Source organism: Rhodanobacteraceae bacterium, from assembly GCA_024234055.1.
GTDB lineage: Bacteria > Pseudomonadota > Gammaproteobacteria > Xanthomonadales > SZUA-5 > JADKFD01.
In genome coordinates this window covers 71,176-87,615 of record JACKOW010000017.1, presented here as the reverse complement: position 1 = coordinate 87,615, position 16,440 = coordinate 71,176, and the positions used below count along the sequence as shown (strand labels likewise).

General features: G+C 64.8%; 17 protein-coding genes, 2 tRNA genes and 1 other RNA gene. 18 read left to right on the top strand and 2 right to left on the bottom strand.

The features are described 5' to 3' along the window. The first annotated feature begins 73 nt into the window (after nt 1-73). Nucleotides 74-1,495, top strand: a complete 1,422-nt coding sequence (locus tag H7A19_19065) for a serine/threonine protein kinase (GenBank protein MCP5476933.1) — start codon at nt 74-76, stop codon at nt 1,493-1,495. A 32-nt stretch (nt 1,496-1,527) separates the two neighbouring features. Next, nucleotides 1,528-2,622 carry a transporter substrate-binding domain-containing protein gene (locus H7A19_19060; protein MCP5476932.1) on the top strand — a complete coding sequence of 365 codons (1,095 nt, stop codon included), beginning with the start codon at nt 1,528-1,530 and terminating at the stop codon, nt 2,620-2,622. 55 nt (nt 2,623-2,677) lie between these two features. On the opposite strand, the gene H7A19_19055 is transcribed toward H7A19_19060, so the two are convergent. Next, nucleotides 2,678-3,376 (bottom strand): Stp1/IreP family PP2C-type Ser/Thr phosphatase, encoded by a 699-nt coding sequence (locus H7A19_19055; protein MCP5476931.1) that lies wholly within the window; start codon nt 3,374-3,376, stop codon nt 2,678-2,680. Between the two features lie 339 nt (nt 3,377-3,715). On the opposite strand from H7A19_19055, the gene H7A19_19050 reads away from it, so the two are divergent. The 3 genes from H7A19_19050 to H7A19_19040 all read left to right on the top strand — a co-directional run bounded on the left by H7A19_19050 (nt 3,716) and on the right by H7A19_19040 (nt 5,676). Next, nucleotides 3,716-3,805, top strand: a tRNA-Ser gene (locus tag H7A19_19050). A gap of 301 nt (nt 3,806-4,106) precedes the next feature. After that, the gene (locus tag H7A19_19045; GenBank protein MCP5476930.1) at nt 4,107-5,177 is read left to right on the top strand and encodes a succinylglutamate desuccinylase/aspartoacylase family protein; all 1,071 of its coding nucleotides are present in this window, start codon (nt 4,107-4,109) and stop codon (nt 5,175-5,177) included. Between the two features lie 73 nt (nt 5,178-5,250). Further along, nucleotides 5,251-5,676 carry a hypothetical protein gene (locus H7A19_19040; GenBank protein ID MCP5476929.1) on the top strand — a complete coding sequence of 142 codons (426 nt, stop codon included), beginning with the start codon at nt 5,251-5,253 and terminating at the stop codon, nt 5,674-5,676. A 205-nt stretch (nt 5,677-5,881) separates the two neighbouring features. On the opposite strand, the gene H7A19_19035 is transcribed toward H7A19_19040, so the two are convergent. Beyond that, nucleotides 5,882-6,967, bottom strand: coding sequence for a glycosyltransferase family 9 protein (locus H7A19_19035; GenBank protein ID MCP5476928.1), 1,086 nt, complete (start codon nt 6,965-6,967; stop codon nt 5,882-5,884). A gap of 39 nt (nt 6,968-7,006) precedes the next feature. On the opposite strand from H7A19_19035, the gene H7A19_19030 reads away from it, so the two are divergent. The 13 genes from H7A19_19030 to H7A19_18970 all read left to right on the top strand — a co-directional run bounded on the left by H7A19_19030 (nt 7,007) and on the right by H7A19_18970 (nt 16,269). After that, nucleotides 7,007-7,750: a 3-deoxy-D-manno-octulosonic acid kinase gene (locus tag H7A19_19030; GenBank protein ID MCP5476927.1), complete on the top strand. Its 744-nt coding sequence runs from the start codon at nt 7,007-7,009 to the stop codon at nt 7,748-7,750. Next, nucleotides 7,743-8,531, top strand: coding sequence for an MBL fold metallo-hydrolase (locus tag H7A19_19025; GenBank protein ID MCP5476926.1), 789 nt, complete (start codon nt 7,743-7,745; stop codon nt 8,529-8,531). Before H7A19_19030 ends, H7A19_19025 begins: the two co-directional genes overlap by 8 nt. Further along, the gene (gene moaA / locus H7A19_19020) at nt 8,528-9,571 is read left to right on the top strand and encodes a GTP 3',8-cyclase MoaA (GenBank protein MCP5476925.1); all 1,044 of its coding nucleotides are present in this window, start codon (nt 8,528-8,530) and stop codon (nt 9,569-9,571) included. The genes H7A19_19025 and moaA overlap by 4 nt, the downstream gene beginning before the upstream one ends. After that, on the top strand, nt 9,568-10,053 hold the full coding sequence (moaC, locus tag H7A19_19015) for a cyclic pyranopterin monophosphate synthase MoaC (protein ID MCP5476924.1): 486 nt from the start codon (nt 9,568-9,570) through the stop codon (nt 10,051-10,053). Before moaA ends, moaC begins: the two co-directional genes overlap by 4 nt. Further along, nucleotides 10,053-10,292, top strand: a complete 240-nt coding sequence (locus H7A19_19010; protein MCP5476923.1) for a MoaD/ThiS family protein — start codon at nt 10,053-10,055, stop codon at nt 10,290-10,292. Before moaC ends, H7A19_19010 begins: the two co-directional genes overlap by 1 nt. 1 nt (nt 10,293) lies before the next feature. Continuing rightward, nucleotides 10,294-10,716, top strand: a complete 423-nt coding sequence (locus tag H7A19_19005) for a molybdenum cofactor biosynthesis protein MoaE (GenBank protein ID MCP5476922.1) — start codon at nt 10,294-10,296, stop codon at nt 10,714-10,716. Nucleotides 10,717-11,736: 1,020 nt separating this feature from the next. Continuing rightward, nucleotides 11,737-11,829, top strand: a tRNA-Ser gene (locus H7A19_19000). 54 nt (nt 11,830-11,883) lie between these two features. Next, an RNA gene (gene ffs / locus H7A19_18995) (signal recognition particle sRNA small type) lies at nt 11,884-11,980 on the top strand. Between the two features lie 49 nt (nt 11,981-12,029). After that, nucleotides 12,030-13,718, top strand: a complete 1,689-nt coding sequence (gene dnaX / locus H7A19_18990; GenBank protein ID MCP5476921.1) for a DNA polymerase III subunit gamma/tau — start codon at nt 12,030-12,032, stop codon at nt 13,716-13,718. A gap of 258 nt (nt 13,719-13,976) precedes the next feature. After that, complete coding sequence (locus tag H7A19_18985; GenBank protein ID MCP5476920.1) at nt 13,977-14,312, top strand: YbaB/EbfC family nucleoid-associated protein; 336 nt, start codon at nt 13,977-13,979, stop codon at nt 14,310-14,312. A gap of 6 nt (nt 14,313-14,318) precedes the next feature. Beyond that, the gene (gene recR / locus H7A19_18980; protein MCP5476919.1) at nt 14,319-14,915 is read left to right on the top strand and encodes a recombination protein RecR; all 597 of its coding nucleotides are present in this window, start codon (nt 14,319-14,321) and stop codon (nt 14,913-14,915) included. Between the two features lie 154 nt (nt 14,916-15,069). Then, entirely contained in the window at nt 15,070-15,411 is a 342-nt protein-coding gene (locus tag H7A19_18975; GenBank protein MCP5476918.1) for a histidine triad nucleotide-binding protein, read from the top strand. Nucleotides 15,412-15,492: 81 nt separating this feature from the next. Then, nucleotides 15,493-16,269, top strand: coding sequence for a hypothetical protein (locus H7A19_18970; GenBank protein ID MCP5476917.1), 777 nt, complete (start codon nt 15,493-15,495; stop codon nt 16,267-16,269). Nucleotides 16,270-16,440 lie beyond the last annotated feature (171 nt).

The following is a 16,440-nucleotide window of genomic DNA, read 5'->3' as shown; positions in this document are numbered from 1 at the left end:
AACGGCACGCCGTCCTTGCGGTTCAGTGCCGAGCACGGGTCTAATCACCGGCAGCGCCCACGAATAGAGTGACATGGCTGAACTGCCGCAAATTCCCGGGTATCGCCTGCTCAAGGTTCTGAAGCAGAGCAAGCGCTCGCGCACCTTCCTGGCCGAGCAGCAGTCGCTGGCGCGGCAAGTCGCGTTGAAAGTCCTGAGCGAGGAGTTCTTCGACGATCCCGGTCTGCGCCAGCGCTTCGTGGATGAGGGCAAGAGCGCGGCGCGCCTGAATCACCCCCATGTGCTCGCCGTCTTCGACATTGGTTCTGCCGGAGGCTTTCCCTATATCGCCACCGAGTTTGTGCCAGGTGGCACGCTGCGCGATCGCATGCAACAGCCGATGGCGCCGGTCGAAGCCTTGCGCATCACCCGGGATCTGGCCAGCGCACTCGAATACGCGCATTCCCAGGGCGTGGTGCATCGCGACATCAAGCCATCCAACATCATGTTCCGCGGCGACGGAGCCGCAGTGCTTGGCGATCTGGGCATCCTCAAGGCGCAGAGCGAAGCCGGGAGCATGCAGATCGGCAGTCCGCACTACATGAGCCCCGAGCAGATCGAGGGTGAGAGCGGCGATGGCCGCGCCGACCTTTACAGTCTGGGCATCGTGCTGTTCGAGATGCTGACGGGCCGACCGCCCTTCGATGCCGATGATCCCTACGCGGTGATTGGAAAACACCTGAGCGAGCCGGTGCCGAAGTTGCCGGAGGCCTTTGCGCTGTACCAGTCGTTGATCGACAAGACCCTGGCCAAGAGCGCCGCAGAGCGCTTTGCCAGCGCCCGTGAGCTGGTGGCCGCACTTGACGGCTTCATCGAGCCCAAGACCGTGCGTGAGCCGCGCACCGAGGCCATGCGGTCAACGACCAAGGCCGCCGCCCGTCAGGCTGAAACTCAGGCCCTGGGAGCGCCGACTGTCGTGCAGGCCGCTGCGGCCGATCCTGTCCCGCGACCAGCGCCTGCACCGACGCCGGTCGCCGCATCTGCAGCGCCGGCCAGAAACTACCGTCAGGCACCCAGGTCCAATCTGCCGCGTGCCCTGATGCGGATTACCTTGGTGATTGCTGTTGCTGTGGCGCTGGCTTGGGGATTGGCGCAGTTGTTCGGGCGGTCGGCGCCCGCTCCAGATGCCGGTACCGGCGCCTCGGACAAGGCCTTGGCGCAGCTGGGCGGTACCCAGGGCATGGCCGAAGGTGTGCTGGCCAAGGCCGAACGCCTGATCAACGAGAAGAAGTGGTCGGACGCCTTTGACACCATCCAGCAGGCCGGCTTGAGTCCGGCCAACAAGGAGCGCGCGCAGCAAGTGCGCAAGAAGCTGGTGCAGGCCATGGCCAACGAAGTCAAGATTCTGCGCCAGGGTGGCAGCAATGATGCCGCCAAGGGATTGCTGGCGCAGGCGCTGAAGATGTTTCCCGACGAACCCGAATTGACCTCTCTGGCCAGTGAGAAACAGTCCTGAGCCTCGTTGCTTCCTGCAGAGATGGGGGAGGGTTGAAAGGCGCTACTGAAAGACGATGGCACGGCTGGATCGGCGCGGCGCTGATACTGCTTGGCAGTGTGGCGGGTGCGGAAGCACCGCCCGACCCGTCGCTCGAATTGCAGGTGGGCGTGCGCGTGGCACCACCCTTCGTGGTCCGGACGGAGCAGGGCTTTGATGGCATCGCCATCGAACTCTGGGAAGAGATTGCGCGCAGCAACGGATGGCGCTTTCGATATCAGGCCTTCGGCCTGCAGTCGCTGTTCGACGCAGCGCGTGAGCAACACATCGATGTTGCCGTGGGCGCGCTCAGCGTCACTTCCGATCGTGAGAAGAGTCTTGATTTCAGCCAGCCCTTTGCGCAAGGTGGCCTGGGGATCGCCACGGCGCCACGCTCCTCGGCCTGGCAGGCCTTGCTGGCGGGCTTGTTCTCCTGGCGCTTCCTGGCCTGGGTTGCCGGTCTTGTCCTGACCCTGGCAGCCGTCGGGGCCATTGCCTGGCTGTTGGAACGGCGCGCCAATCCGGCCCAGTTCGGCGGACGGCCCTGGCACGGCATCGGCAGTGGATTCTGGTGGGCCGCAGTCACCATGTCCACGGTGGGCTATGGCGACAAGGCGCCGGTGAGTTTTGCCGGACGGCTGCTGGCACTGATCTGGATGTTCGCCGCAATCCTGCTGGTTTCGGTGTTCACTGCAGGGGTCAGCGCCACCCTGACCGTGGGGGCGCTCGAAGGCCAGGTCACAACCGTCGATGATCTGCGCCGGGTCCGTGTGGCCAGCATCGAGGGGAGTACGGGTGCGAGATGGCTGGCGGCCCGTCGCATTGCCAGCATCGGCATGCCCGACGCCGAGGCCGCACTGGAGCAACTGGCTGCGGGCAAGGTGCTGGCCGTCGTGCACGATGCCCCGATCCTGCAGTTTCTGGTGCAGCGTAGTTACCCGGAGCAATTGACGGTGTTGCCGCAGCGCCTGGATCGTCAGTACTACGCGTTCGCTCTGCCCGAAGGTCGGCCGGAACTGCGCGAAGCAATCGATTGCGCCTTGTTGGAGGCCATAGAAGATCCTCGCTGGCACGCAAAGCTGCAGCGCTACCTGGGGACCGACGAGTAAGCGCCTGACGAGATGACCGGGACGTCTGCAAATCAGGCGCGAATCGCGCCTGGCATCAGATGCAGCGAACCAGCAACACGGTGATGTTGTCCGAACCGCCGTGATCCAGCGCCGCCAGAATCAGATGGTCGACCGTCTCCTGCGCGCTCAGACCGCGTTCGATGATCTCGCTGATCATCGTGTCCTCGACTTCCTCGGTCAGGCCGTCGCTGCAGAGCAGCAGACATTGCCCGGGTTCGAGCGTGCCGCGCAGGGTTTCGATCTTCAGCTGGTCAGGCATGGTCACGCCCAGCGCCTGGGTCACCACATTGCGGTGCGGATGCGTGCGTGCCTGTGCCGCGCTGATCGCGCCCTGATCGATCAACTCCTGCACATAGGAGTGATCCTGCGAGATCTGGCGCAGGCTGCCATTCCAGATGTAGACCCGACTGTCACCCACCCAGGCCACTTCGTAATCGTGCTTCTGCACGCGTACGGCGACCACGGTGGTGCCCATCGGGCGCTCGCTGCGCTTTTCGTTGGAGTGACGGATGATTTCCTCATCCGCCGATTGGATGGCGTTCGCCAGCGCCTGGCCCTTGTGCACTTCGCGGATGACGACATCCCGCGCCAGTGCGCTGGCCACCTCGCCGTGCTCGTGCCCTCCCATCCCGTCGGCCACCAGCCACAGACCCATGTCGGGATCCGCGCAATAGGTGTCCTCGTTATGCTCGCGCCGTAGCCCGGTATGCGTCCCGTGTCCGAATTCGATCATGGTGCTCGGTCGCGCAAAAATTGCGGTCAATCGGCGCCGATGCCGCGGGTTGTTAGCCCGGCATCTGACGGCGGAAGAAACAGGATTTTCAGATTCAATGTGTGCAAGCGAGGCCTCCCTCACCGATAGGATGCCGTGCGCATACGCTGCTTGCAACACACCATTCCGATCACTGGCCCTGATAACGAAAAAAATCTGCCCGAGGTGACATCCGCTCGTCGGCCAATCAACACGCTTCCCAACTCGACGGGCCTCATCAACAGGTGCTTGTCGACACGGGCTACTGACCGTATGCTCCGCCCCCTTGCCGCACAAAGCGCGGCAATGATCACAGTCTCCGGAGAGGTGGCAGAGTGGTCGAATGTACCTGACTCGAAATCAGGCGTGCGTGTAAGCGCACCGTGGGTTCGAATCCCACCCTCTCCGCCAGATCTGAACCCGGCCGCCAACGCGACCGGGTTTTTTTTCGCCCGGCATCTGGGGTGTCGATCTGCAGCGATACCGCACCGCGGCGGATCGCCAGCTTGCCTTCGTATGGCGCGGTGACGAGCTCCGGGGATTTTCGGCGAAGGTGTCACGGTGATGCAGGCGCCGATGCTGCTCTGTGCGCACCATTCGCCGGCGATGGACTGCGCTGCGGACGCGGGGCTGAAGCCAATCAGAGCACCGGGTTTCGAAGCGCCCGCAATCTCGGGCACACTGAGCGCCTGGGAGTGGCTCTGGAGGGGCGATGGGCGGGGCGCGGGGCAAGCGCGGCACTTTTGCGGTGGCGCCCTTTGATCTGAACGGTGTGTCGGTACTGGCAGGTTCGATGGCCACCGTCGATCTGGCCATCAGCCGTCTGTCGACGCATACGCCGCTGGCTCTGCCGGTCAGGGTGCTGCACGGGACGAGGCCCGGCCCGGTGATGTTCGTCAGTGCGTGCGTCCACGGTGACGAGATCATCGGCGTCGAGATCATCCGCCGTCTGCTGTCGCGAATTTCGCCGAAACGGCTCACCGGCACGCTGCTGCTGATTCCGGTGGTCAATGTCCTCGGCTTCATCATGCACCAGCGCTACCTGCCGGATCGACGTGATCTCAATCGCAGCTTTCCGGGTACCTCCAGGGGATCGCTGGCTGGGCAACTCGCCCACGCCTTTTCCAGTCAGATCATCAGTCGTTGTCAGCTGGGCATCGATATCCATTCGGCGGCGCTGCACCGGAGCAATCTGCCGCAGATCAGGATCAGCTCCGGACGTCCGGCGGCCTTCGAGCTAGCCATGGCCTTCGGCGCCCCGGCAGTGATCTCGGCGCCGCTGCGGCCGGGTTCGCTGCGGCAGATGGCGGCGGAAATGGATGTCGATGTGCTGGTCTACGAGTCGGGCGAGGCGCTGCGTTTCGATGAGTTGGCGATACGCGTGGGCGTCAAGGGCGTGCTTCGGGTCATGGCCCATCAGGGCATGTTGCGCCGCAGCGAGGGAGATGAAGTGCCGGCCAGACCGGTGGTGTCGCAACGCACGCATTGGATACGGGCGCCGCAGGGCGGCATCTTCCGCGCCACCCGGCGCCCGGGCGAGCTGGTGCAGGCCGGCGCCACCCTTGGTCATCTGTCAGATCCTTTCGGCGATTCCGATCAGCCGGTGACGGCGCACACCGAGGGATTGATCATCGGCCGCAGCAACCTGCCCATCGTCAACCAGGGCGATGCGCTGATGCATATTGCCCAGGTCAAGTCTTTCCACACCGCTGGCGAGCGCATCGAGGGCATTGCTGAAGAGGCACTGTCGGATCCCTTCTTCGACGAGGATGAGATCCTTTGATGGGCGCTGGGTGCAATCCCACGGGCCGCCCACGCTTCCGTATCATCCGCCGCCTCAAGATTGGAGCCTGACCATGTCGCAATTGCTGGTGCCCGTTTCCTACGGCGAACTGATCGACAAGATCAGCATTCTCGAGATCAAGGCGCAACGCATCAGCGATGCCGCCAAGCTGGCCAATGTGCAGAAGGAACTGGATGCCTTGCTGGCGACCTGGCAGGCCCATCCGGCCTCGAAGGCGGCCTCGATCGAAGACCTCTGGGCCGGACTGCGCGGCGTCAACGGTCAGCTCTGGGATATCGAGGACCGCATCCGCATCAAGGAAGGACAGGGTGCCTTCGATGCCGAGTTCATCGAGCTGGCACGGGCGGTCTACTTCATCAACGACGATCGCGCCCGCCTGAAGCGCGAGCTCAATGCCCGCCTGGGCTCGGAGCTGGTGGAAGAGAAGTCCTATGCCAGTTATCAGCGCGAGGGGGTTGGGGCGCCGTCGGTGGACTAGTTGGCGCGCGAGGGCAAGAGGGCGCGAGGGCACGAGGGCACGCAACAGCAGTTACGGGATCCGTGGACCGCTGCGATGTGATCTGGCCTATGACGGCCCGTTGCCGCTCGGCGCCGGTGCTCTCTCTCTTCACGAGAGCCCGAACCCCGTAGCCTTTCTCGTGCCCTCGTGCCCTCGTGCCCTCGTGCCCTCGTGCCCTCGTGCATCAACGTCGCAAACGCGCGGGCGCAAGTCGTTCCCCGGCCGGCGTCGCCAGCAGGCGATCCAGCGTGGCCAACACCTCGTCGATCTCGATCAGGTCCATGACGCCGGGGTATTCGATGCGGGTGCTCCAGCGCACTTGCGCCAGTTCCTGCCCGCGCTTGGCGCGCACCACCTCGGGGAAGCGGTTCACGCACCATTGCAGGCTGCGATAGGGGCCGCTGCGGCGGGGATCAGTGGCGGCATGCAGGCCAATAACGGGTACGCCCAGCGCGCTGGCCAGATGTGCAGGACCGGCATCGGGCGAGACCACGACCGTCATGCGCGACAGCAGGGCCAGCATCTGTTTCAGGGTGTCCTTGCCGACCAGATCGACGCACTCGGCATCCGGTGCCAGGCCGAGGATGGTGTCAGCCATCTGCCGCTCAATGTCGCTGCGGCCGCCGAGCAGCACCACCCGCATGCCGTGGCGCTTGTGCGCATGCCGCGCCAGTTCGGCATAGCCCTGTGGCGACCAGCTGCGCAAGGCATGGCTGGAGCAGGCGCTGATGCCCAGCAGTGGCGCATCAGACGGCAGGCAGGATTCAGCGTAGGCATGGGCCTCGTCGGGAATGACGAGTGGCCAGTGCAGGTCGTCCACCACTACGCCCAACGCTTCGCCAAAGCGACAGAGCGTCTCCAGGACATGACTGTAGCCGTGATCGGCGATGCGTTCATTGATGAACAGGCTGTGTCCCTCGCGCGAACGCAGGCGGTCGTAGCCGATGCGGCGACGCGCGCGCAGGCCGCGACCGAGCACATTGGCGCGCAGTGCCAGTTGCATCATCAGCAGGGCGTCAAAGGTCTGATCGCGCTGGCTGCGCCACAGCGCACGCATGCCGGCCAGGCCATCGCGCTTGCGGTAGGGCAGCAGGCTCACACCCTCGGTGCCTGCCAGCAGCTGGGCCTCGCCGGCACCGAGCACCCAGCTGAGGCGATCCTGCGGCCGCTGCTGGCGCCAGGCGTACACCAGTGGCAGGACGTGGCTGACATCGCCCAGGGCGGACAAACGCAGGATGCAGACCGATAGCGATTGCGGGTTCACGGCTATGCTTGGGTTGAGGAGCGAGAGGAGAGTGCAAGGACCATCGTGAGCGAGTCGGCCTGTCAGACACAAGTCTGGACGGATGGCGTCTGCCACATCGTCTACGATGCGGCGCGCCTGTCGTTACCGTCCAGCCACTGGTTTCTACCAGAGACCTGGCCGCAGCGCAGCCTGCTCGCGGCCGGCAGGGGCCAGACCTGGGCCATCGATGGGCCTTTCGGAGCCGCCGTCCTGCGCCACTATCGCCGGGGGGGCGCGCTCGCGCGACTGCTCAGGGACCAGTATCTATGGACAGGTTTGGAGTCGACCCGGCCACTGCGCGAATTTCGCCTGCTGGCCGCGGCTCTGGACGCCGGATTGCCGGTGCCGAGGCCGCTGGCGGCCAGGATCGGGCGCGCGGGTGGCTTCTATTCGGGCGACCTGATCATGTCGCGCATCGCCAATGCCAGCGCGCTGTCGACGCGGCTGGCGCAGCCGGGTTCCTGGTCTGAGCTCGACTGGGGCGCGCTCGGTGAGGTCCTTGGGCGGGCGCATGCCCTCGGCTATCAGCATGCTGATCTGAATGCCCACAACATCCTGATCGATGCGGCTGGCCGTTACTGGCTGATCGACTGGGATCGCGGCGTGCATCGGCGCCCGGGAGACTGGCAGGCGCGGGTGCTCCAGCGCCTGCAGCGTTCCCTGCGCAAGCTGTATGGCGAGCGCGTCGACCAGGCCGATGCGAGGCAGGCCTGGCAAAGGCTGCTGGATGCGCATGCGCGATCTGCCCTATCGTCCGCCCATGCATGATCCTTGCGTGTTTTCCTTCCGGTTTCTGGGTGTGGGCAGTGCCCAGGCGGCGGACCTGGGCACTTCCTGCGGTGTGCTCGAGCGCGCCGGTGTGCCGCTGCTGCTGATCGATATCGGCATCGGTGCGCTGGATCGCTATGCCCATGTCTACAGCGATCCTCCGGCGGCAGTGTTCATCACCCATACCCACCTCGACCACATCGGTGACCTGGAGCACTGGTTCTATCGTCTGGCCTTCAAGGCCAACGTGGGTCTGCCCAAGCTGTACGTGCCGGCGGCCATCGTTCCGCTGCTGCAGCGTCGGGTAGCGGACTTTCCCAACTGGGTGGCTGAAGGCGGGCGCAACTTCTGGGACATGTTCCAGCTGATCCCGGTCAGCGACTACTTCTGGCACGCCGGTCTGCGCTTCGCCGTCTTTCCGGTGCGTCACCATGCTCCCGAGAGCGCCTTCGGTGTGGCCTTGCGCGGCAGCTTCCTCTACACCGGCGACACCCGCCCGGTTCCAGAATGGTTGCAGAAACACGCACACGAGGATGAGCGCATCTTTCACGACTGCTCTGCGGAATCGAATCCTTCGCACACCGGGCTCGACGACCTGGAGCGCGAATACGGAGTGGCGGTGCGTTCGCGGCTGGTGCTGTATCACTATGCCGACGAAGCGGCGGCCGCGGCCATGCGGATGCTAGGCTACGAGGTCGCAAGCGCTGGAGCCGTCTACCCGTTGTCCCCGCCCAATGAAGAAAGCACAGTGGAGCACTGGTCGGCCTGGAGCCAGTCGTGAGCGCGGTGGCATTGCCCAGCGCCGATCATGCTGCGCTCGTCGACCGGCTGGCGCGGCCGCTGCAGGATCTGCGGATCTCGGTCATCGACCGTTGCAACTTTCGCTGTCCGTACTGCATGCCGGAAGAGCGTTACCCTCGCGATCACGCCTTCATGGCGGCAGCTCAGCGGCTCAAGCCTGAGGAAATCGAGCGCCTGGCCCGGTTGTTCGTGGGCCTGGGCGTGCGCAAGTTGCGGCTGACCGGTGGCGAGCCGCTGTTGCGGCGCGATCTGCCGGAGATCATTTCGCGGCTGGCGGCTCTGCCAGGTGCGGCGGATCTGGCGCTGACCAGCAACGGTGCCCTCTTGGCGCGGGATGCCCGGGCCTTGGCCGCGGCCGGTCTCAAACGGATCACGGTGAGTCTGGATGCGCTCGATCCGGTGATCTTTGCCGCCATGAGCGGCGGTCGTGGTCGGGTCGAGGATGTACTCAGCGGCCTGGAACACGCGGTGGCGGCCGGACTTCATCCGATCAAGATCAACTGTGTGGTGCAGCGCGGCATCAATGAATCCGAAGTCATGCCGTTGGTCGAACATTTCCGCGGCAGCGGCCAGATCGTGCGTTTCATCGAGTACATGGATGTCGGCACGTGCAATCGCTGGCAGTCCTCGGCGGTGGTGCCTTCGCGCGAGCTGCTGGCACAGATCCACGCGCGCTATCCGCTGGAGCCGGTGGATCCGGCCTATCGCGGCGAGGTCGCCGAGCGCTATCGTTTTGTCGATGGCGCTGGCGAAATCGGCTTCATTTCCTCGGTCAGTCAGCCATTCTGCGGTGATTGCACCCGAGCGCGGGTTTCGGCGGACGGGCGTTTGTACACCTGCCTGTTTGCCCGCGAAGGCCAGGATCTGCGTGCCTTGATACGCGGTGATCAGGGCGATGGCGCGGTCGAGGCGATGATCGAGGCGATCTGGCGCAAGCGCCAGGATCGCTACAGTGAGCAGCGCCAGCAGGCGCAAGCGACCCGCGAGGGCCGCGTGGAAATGTACAGGATCGGCGGATGAGTCTGACCCATGTGGACGAGCGCGGTCGGCCGCGCATGGTGGATGTAGGCGGCAAGGCCGTGAGCGCCCGGATGGCGCGGGCCGAGGCCGAGATCGTGTTTCCGCTGGAGATCGACCGCCAGCTGCGCGCGCAGGGCTTTCACGTGGCCAAGGGACCAGTGCTGGCGACTGCCATCATTGCGGGTGTCATGGGCGCCAAGCGTACCGCCGAGCTCATCCCCTTCTGCCATCCGCTGTCGCTGGAAGATTGCGCGATCGAGATCGAACCGGCGGAGCAGGGCTGCTGGCGGGTGTTGTGCAGCGTCAAGCTCAACGCCCGCACCGGTGCCGAGATGGAAGCCCTGACTGGCGCCGCGGTGGCAGCGCTGGCGGTCTACGACATGTGCAAGGCGCTCTCGCCCGAGATCGAGATCCGCCGCCTGCGGCTGGTCGAGAAGCGCGGTGGCAAGCGCGATTTCCTGCGCGAAGAGGAGCTGGGCTGATGCAGGTCAGCGTGCGCTATTTCGCCGGTCTGTGCGCTGCGGCAGGGGTGGCCGGTGAGCAGCTGGATTCCGATGCCGTCTCCCTGGCCGCTCTGTATGAGCAGTTGCGCGGCCGTCATGGCTGGCGCTTTGAAACAAGCGCCCTGCGCGTGGCCGTCAACGACGAGTTGGTCGACTGGTCCAGACCCTTGCGGGAGGGCGATGTGATCGCCTTCTTGCCGCCGTTTTCCGGGGGTTGAGGTGGCTGCATTGTTCGAATTGTCGACCGAGGCGCTCGATCCCGATGCCCTGCGCCAGCGCATCGAAGATCTGGGCTGCGGCGCCGTGGTGCTGTTCGAGGGCCGGGTGCGCGATCGCAACCGCGAAAGACCGGTCGAGCGCATTGTCTACGAGGCCTACGCTGCGGTGGCGCTGGCCGAGGGCCAGGCGGTGGTGGCGGAGATGCAGTCAGCGCACGCGCTGAGCGAAGTGCTGGTGGTGCATCGCACCGGTGAGGTGGGGCTGGGTGAGCTCGCGGTCTGGGTGGGGGTCAGTGCACCGCATCGCGATGCCGCCTTCGCTGGCTGCGCCGCCACCATCAGTGCCATCAAGGCCCGAGTGCCGATCTGGAAGCACGAGCATTACCGCGACGGCGGACCGGAGTGGCTGCATCCGCTGCCTTAGCGGGGCAGGGGGCACGGGGCACGGGAAGATGCGAGGGGTTTGTGGGTCCAGACTTGCCTGGACGCGCTTGGTTCGGGCCGGGGGTGGATTCTGGTTGTCGGTTGTCGGTTGTCGGTTGTCGGTTGTTGGTTGTTGGTTGTTGGTGCAGGAGCCAGACCGTCGCGCGGCTTTTCGCTCGGCGTACTTGCGAGCCACCTGTATCGGCCCGATGCTTGCCACCGGCCATGAACCCGCCGTCGTAGGTCATGTTGTCCGCGTCAGCGGACTACGTGACATCGAGTCGCGTCACGTAGCTCGCTACGCGAGCAACGTGACCTACAACAGCAAATCAACAACTTACGATCTGGGTTCATGGAGAGCCGCGTGTGTCAATCCGACCCTGCCCATGGGCGATGAACCTGGTGGCGGACTCGAAGCTGCCTTGAGGAGGGACGCGCGCCTGCGCGGCCGCTCTTGTTCTTCCGGCACCCCCAAAGGCGGCGCCGCAGCGCGACGCCCTTGATCACAGCCGCCACCCGCACTCCCGACTGTGCAAGCGCGCGGCGCCCGGCAGGTCTTGCCGCGGCCGCCGGCGCGAATAGCCCTGGCACACAATCCGATTCGACGCGCGCCGGAGCCGCGCTACCTGCGGGGCCGGTTCATGACTGGTGTGCAGTGTCGGGCCGTGACAGGTGGCTTGCTATGACGGATCAGAAGCGTCCGGACAAGTCTGGACCCACAAGAGCTCGAAACCCTTTAGCCTTTCCCGTGCCCCGTGCCCCGTGCCCCGTGCCCCGTGCCCCGTGCCCCGTGCCCCGTGCCCCGTGCCCCGTGCCCCGTGCCCCGTGCCCTCGTGCCCTCGTGCCCTCATGCCCCATGCCCTCATGCCCTCATGCCCTCATGCCCTCATGCCCTCATGCCCTCGTGCCCTCGTGCCCGCAACAACCGACAACGCCCTTGAGCCCACCCCCGCCGCTCGGCTATGATCGCGGGCTCGCTGTGGTGAGCCCGATTCGGGTGAGCCGGGCGAGTGTCGGAAGTGGAGAGATGTCCGAGCGGTTGAAGGAGCACGCCTGGAAAGTGTGTAAACGGCTAAACCCCGTTTCGAGGGTTCGAATCCCTCTCTCTCCGCCACTTCCTGCTTCCGGGTGTCGGCTCATCGATACCTTCAGTTTCTGCGGTGGTCCCTGTCGGTCCCCCCGCGTCGCAAGGCCGTCAACCCCGCCAGGCCCGGAAGGGAGCAACGGTCGCGGTTCGAGCGGGCGCCGGGGTGTGGCTGGCAGGGATCACCACCCCTGAGCGATCATGCCCCCTCGATCCTCTGGAATTCCCCTATGAGCTATCTGGTCCTGGCGCGCAAATGGCGTCCCCGCCGTTTCTCCGAACTGGTAGGGCAGCAGCACGTGGTGCGCGCGCTGGTCAACGGGATCGAGTCCGGCCGCCTGCATCATGCATTCCTGTTCACCGGTACCCGTGGTGTCGGCAAGACCACCATTGCGCGAATTCTGGCCAAGGCGCTGAACTGCGAATCCGGCGTCAGTTCCGATCCCTGCGGCGAATGCTCATCGTGCAAGGACATTGATGCCGGTCGCTTTGTTGACCTGCTGGAGATCGATGCGGCCTCGCGCACCAAGGTCGATGACACCCGCGAATTGCTCGACAATGTCATCTATGCGCCCAGTCGCGGCCGCTACAAGGTCTATCTGATCGACGAAGTGCACATGCTGTCGAACGCCAGCTTCAACGCATTGCTGAAGACGCTGGAAGAGCCGCCGCCGCACGTCAAGTTCCTGCTGGCCACCACCGATCCGCAGAAACTGCCGGTCACGGTGTTGTCGCGCTGTCTGCAGTTCAGCCTTAAGCGTCTGGAACGGGCCGAAATCGACGGCCAGATGCGGCGCATTCTGGATGCCGAGGGTCTGAGCTACGAACTACCAGCCATTGCCGCGTTGTCGCGTGCTGCCGATGGCAGCTTGCGTGACGGCCTGAGTCTGCTCGATCAGGCGTTGGCCTTTGGCAGTGGGACTGTGCGTCATGACGATGTGCTGGCCATGCTCGGCACCATCGATCGCAAGGCACTCGCCCATCTCGGCACCGCTCTGATGCAGGGCGACCGCGCCGGTCTGCGCTCGGAACTGCAACGGATCGCCGAGCTCTCGGTCGACTATTCAGGCCTGCTGTCGGAACTGCTGGTGCTCTGGCACGATGTGGCAGCGCGCCAGGTGCTGGGCGATGACGTGGAATCGGAACTGGTCGATGACGCGGTACTGCTGCAGTTTGCCGAAGGCTTGTCGCCCGAGGACACCCAGTTGTTCTATCAGCTGACCCTGCTGGCACGGCGCGATCTGGATCTGGCGCCGGACCACCGCACCGGATTCGAGATGGCGATGTTGCGGTTGCTGGCCTTCCGCCCCGCAACTGGTGGCGACGAACCGCAGCGCGCACGGCAAACGGCGCAGCCGCAGCAGCAGGGGCCGGCCCGGTCGGCATCGCCACCGCAGCCGTTGGCCCCATCGCGCCCGGCGGCAGCGACGGCCGCGCCGGTGCGCGCCATGCCGACACCGACACCGACACCGACACCGACACCGACACCGACACCGACACCGACACCGACACCAGAGCCGCTACCGGCAGCCGCGTCACCGGCAGCTGAAGCCTGGTTCGAATTGATGGGCAAGATCGATCTGCGCGGACCTTCGCGGGAACTGGCCGGGCGACTGAGGCCGCTGGAGCGGGCCGGCCAAGGCTGGAAACTGGCGCTGGCGCCCTCGTTGGAAAGCCTGAATTCCGAATTCGCCCGTCGAGGCCTGGAAACCGCGGTGCGTGCGGCGCTCGGCGCCGAGGCCAGCCTCGATATCCAGATGCGCGTGGTCGAGGGTGAAACCTGGGCGGAACGCGGCGCCCGAGCCCGCAGCGAACACCTGGCGGCGGCCGAGCAGCGCTTGTTGGCAGATCCGGGATTGCAGGCGCTCACCCAGGAGTTCGGTGCCCGCGTGGTGCCGGGCTCACTGCAAGTGGATTGAACCCAGAAACCTCAGTTGAACGGGGTAGAGTGTGCGGTTATGGTGGTGCAGGGCAAGGCGCAGAGAGGAGGAATAGCCACCTATTCCGACGAGTTGCAACGCAGCCCTGCGTCGCCGTAACCGTGCAATCTGCCCCGTAGCGGACTCACCCGATGTGTGAGTTGATCTAGCAGCCGAAAATCCAAAAGAATCATCGGCCTACGAACTTCAAGAAGCGGTCAAATGAGGTTTCTGGGTTGAACTAAGGAGGGCAGAATCATGCGTGGCGGATTGGGAAACATCCTGCAGCAGGCTCAGCGCATGCAGGAAGAACTGCAGGCGCAGATGGAGCAGGCGCAGAAGGAGTTGCAGACTGCTGAAGTCACCGGGACTTCAGGCGGCGGCATGGTCAGTGTGACCATGAGCGGCCGCCATGAGACCCGACGGGTGCGCATCGATCCGACACTGTTGAAAGATGATCCGGAGATGCTCGAAGATCTGATCGCGGCGGCCATCAACGACGCCGTCAACAAGGTGGCCGAGCTCTCGCAATCGCGCATGGCCAAGGTCACCGGCGGCATGCAGTTGCCGCCCGGTTTCAAACTGCCATTCTGACCGGCACTGCGCGTGAGCCCCTTGCTGGATGAATTGGTGCAGGCGCTCCGATGCCTGCCCGGGGTCGGTGCCAAATCGGCCCAGCGCATGGCCTTTCAGCTGCTGGATCGCGATCGCGCCGGTGCCCGACGACTGGCCGACAAGCTGATTGCGGCAGTCGAACGCATCGGGCTGTGCCAGCGCTGCCGCACCTTCACCGAGGACCAGCTCTGCAGTCTGTGCCGCGCCAGCGGTCGTGACGACGCCTTGCTGTGCGTGGTCGAGTCACCGGCGGATCTGTACGCGCTGGAGCAGGCCACCGGCTATCGCGGGCGCTATTTCGTGCTCCACGGCCGGCTGTCACCGCTGGACGGCCGCGGCCCCAGGGAGCTCGGACTCGACCTGCTGGCCGATCGTCTGGCCGAAGGCCAGGTCCGGGAACTCATTGTCGCCACCAATCCCACCGTGGAAGGCGAGGCAACGGCCCACTACCTGGCCGAGATCGCCCGCGCTGCCGAGGTCTCGCCCACCCGTATCGCCCATGGCGTGCCGGTTGGGGGAGAGCTGGAATACATCGACCGCAGCACCCTGGCGCATGCGTTCAGTGGGCGGTTGAAGGTCTAGTGGGTACGTCGAGGTGCTCGGGGCCGTTTCGCGATCGAGTAAAACGTGAAATGTAAAACGTCAATTCAAAGCGGGCTCTGGCTTCTCCTTCACGTTTGACGTTTTACGTTTTACCTTTGCGACTGTTCCCACTCCGTGCGAGGCGTCCCACCCTATGCCCACCCTCTTCAGCAAGATCATTTCCCGCGAAATTCCGGCACAGATCGTCTACGAGGACGAGCATCTGCTGGCCTTCAAGGACATCAATCCGCAGGCGCCGGTGCATGTGCTGTTCATTCCCAAGGAAGAAATCGCCAGTGCCGATGCGCTGGAGGATCGCCATGCCGAGCTGGTCGGGCGGCTGGTGCTGGCAGCGGGCCGCTACGCCCGTGAAGCTGGAATTGCCGAGGACGGCTACCGCCTGGTGATGAACACCAACGAGCACGGCGGACAGACCGTGTTCCATCTGCATCTCCACCTGATCGGTGGCCGACCGATGTCCTGGCCGCCGGGCTGATCGACGGCGCGCTAGTCGTTTGCGCGCAAGGCTGGCTGGCCGTCATGCTCGGCACCGCGTTTTTTCAATTCCGGGATTCCCATGCGCAGATTCTCTGTTCTTGCCGCGTTGTTCTTGGCTGCCTGCGCCACCACGCCGGGCGGGCGCGATGCTCGACTGGTGGCCGAGCTCGCTGAAGATCCGGCCTATGGTCGTCAGCTGCTGGACAATGACCCCAATCCCCAAGTTGGCGCGACCTTCTTGCTGACCAGCCCGGAATTTCCGGAAATGAGGGTCAACCTGTTTGCCTATCTGGTCGGCATTGGCGACGAAGAGGAAGCCCTGGCCAGCATCGACGAAGGTCTGGTGGCATCGCTCAAGTACGCACAGACCCAGGGCGTTTACCGCGAACTCGAGGATCTGGACCTGGCGCCCAGCGCAGTCAGTGTCAGCATCGGATCGCGCCAGCGCAAGGGCTTGCGGCGTATCCATCGGGCAACTCTGGAGAACGGTGCGCAGACCCTCTCGATCTCCTATGTCTTCTATCGCCCGCCCTTTGCCATCAAGTACCGCGCCAGTTTCAGCGCGCTCGGCAATGAAAGCTACGATCGGGAGGTCGATCGCCTGGTGCGGGCCTCATTGGGCAAACTCAGTGTCAGATCCCCCAGCCTGTGCGCGCAGGCACCCGAGGACCATGAAATCCGGATCGGGCGCGAGGTGCTGGAAGAGAACGGGGAACTGACCGTGGTCAGGGCCCTGGGCGAGATGCGCGTCAGGCGTGCCCAATGGGGCTGCGAAGACCTGGAAGCAGTGCTGAGCAGCAATGAGGGGCTGCTGGAATCTGTCAAGGCCGAGCTGCGCGAGGAAAAAGCGCAGTAACTCCTGGAAAATTCCGCTGTCCGGGCATTGATGCAAGGAGCCCCGGTGAGGCGCTTCGCGCCACATCGGGCTACAACATCAAGTGCCCCGGTGAGGGTGCTTCGCGCCACTTCGGGCTACAACATCAAGAGCCCCGGTGAGGGTGCTTCGGGCCATGAGGCGTCGGAGGCT

What these genes read in the sequence shown, in the direction of transcription:
- H7A19_19065 (MCP5476933.1), top strand. Translation starts at nt 74, where the DNA reads ATGGCTGAACTGCCGCAAATTCCCGGGTATCGCCTGCTCAAGGTTCTG.
- H7A19_18985 (MCP5476920.1), top strand. Translation starts at nt 13,977, where the DNA reads ATGCGTGGCGGATTGGGAAACATCCTGCAGCAGGCTCAGCGCATGCAG.
- moaC (MCP5476924.1), top strand. Translation starts at nt 9,568, where the DNA reads ATGAGTCTGACCCATGTGGACGAGCGCGGTCGGCCGCGCATGGTGGAT.
- H7A19_18975 (MCP5476918.1), top strand. Translation starts at nt 15,070, where the DNA reads ATGCCCACCCTCTTCAGCAAGATCATTTCCCGCGAAATTCCGGCACAG.
- H7A19_19055 (MCP5476931.1), bottom strand. Translation starts at nt 3,376, where the DNA reads ATGATCGAATTCGGACACGGGACGCATACCGGGCTACGGCGCGAGCAT.
- H7A19_19040 (MCP5476929.1), top strand. Translation starts at nt 5,251, where the DNA reads ATGTCGCAATTGCTGGTGCCCGTTTCCTACGGCGAACTGATCGACAAG.
- H7A19_18970 (MCP5476917.1), top strand. Translation starts at nt 15,493, where the DNA reads ATGCGCAGATTCTCTGTTCTTGCCGCGTTGTTCTTGGCTGCCTGCGCC.
- dnaX (MCP5476921.1), top strand. Translation starts at nt 12,030, where the DNA reads ATGAGCTATCTGGTCCTGGCGCGCAAATGGCGTCCCCGCCGTTTCTCC.
- H7A19_19010 (MCP5476923.1), top strand. Translation starts at nt 10,053, where the DNA reads ATGCAGGTCAGCGTGCGCTATTTCGCCGGTCTGTGCGCTGCGGCAGGG.
- H7A19_19045 (MCP5476930.1), top strand. Translation starts at nt 4,107, where the DNA reads ATGGGCGGGGCGCGGGGCAAGCGCGGCACTTTTGCGGTGGCGCCCTTT.
- H7A19_19025 (MCP5476926.1), top strand. Translation starts at nt 7,743, where the DNA reads ATGCATGATCCTTGCGTGTTTTCCTTCCGGTTTCTGGGTGTGGGCAGT.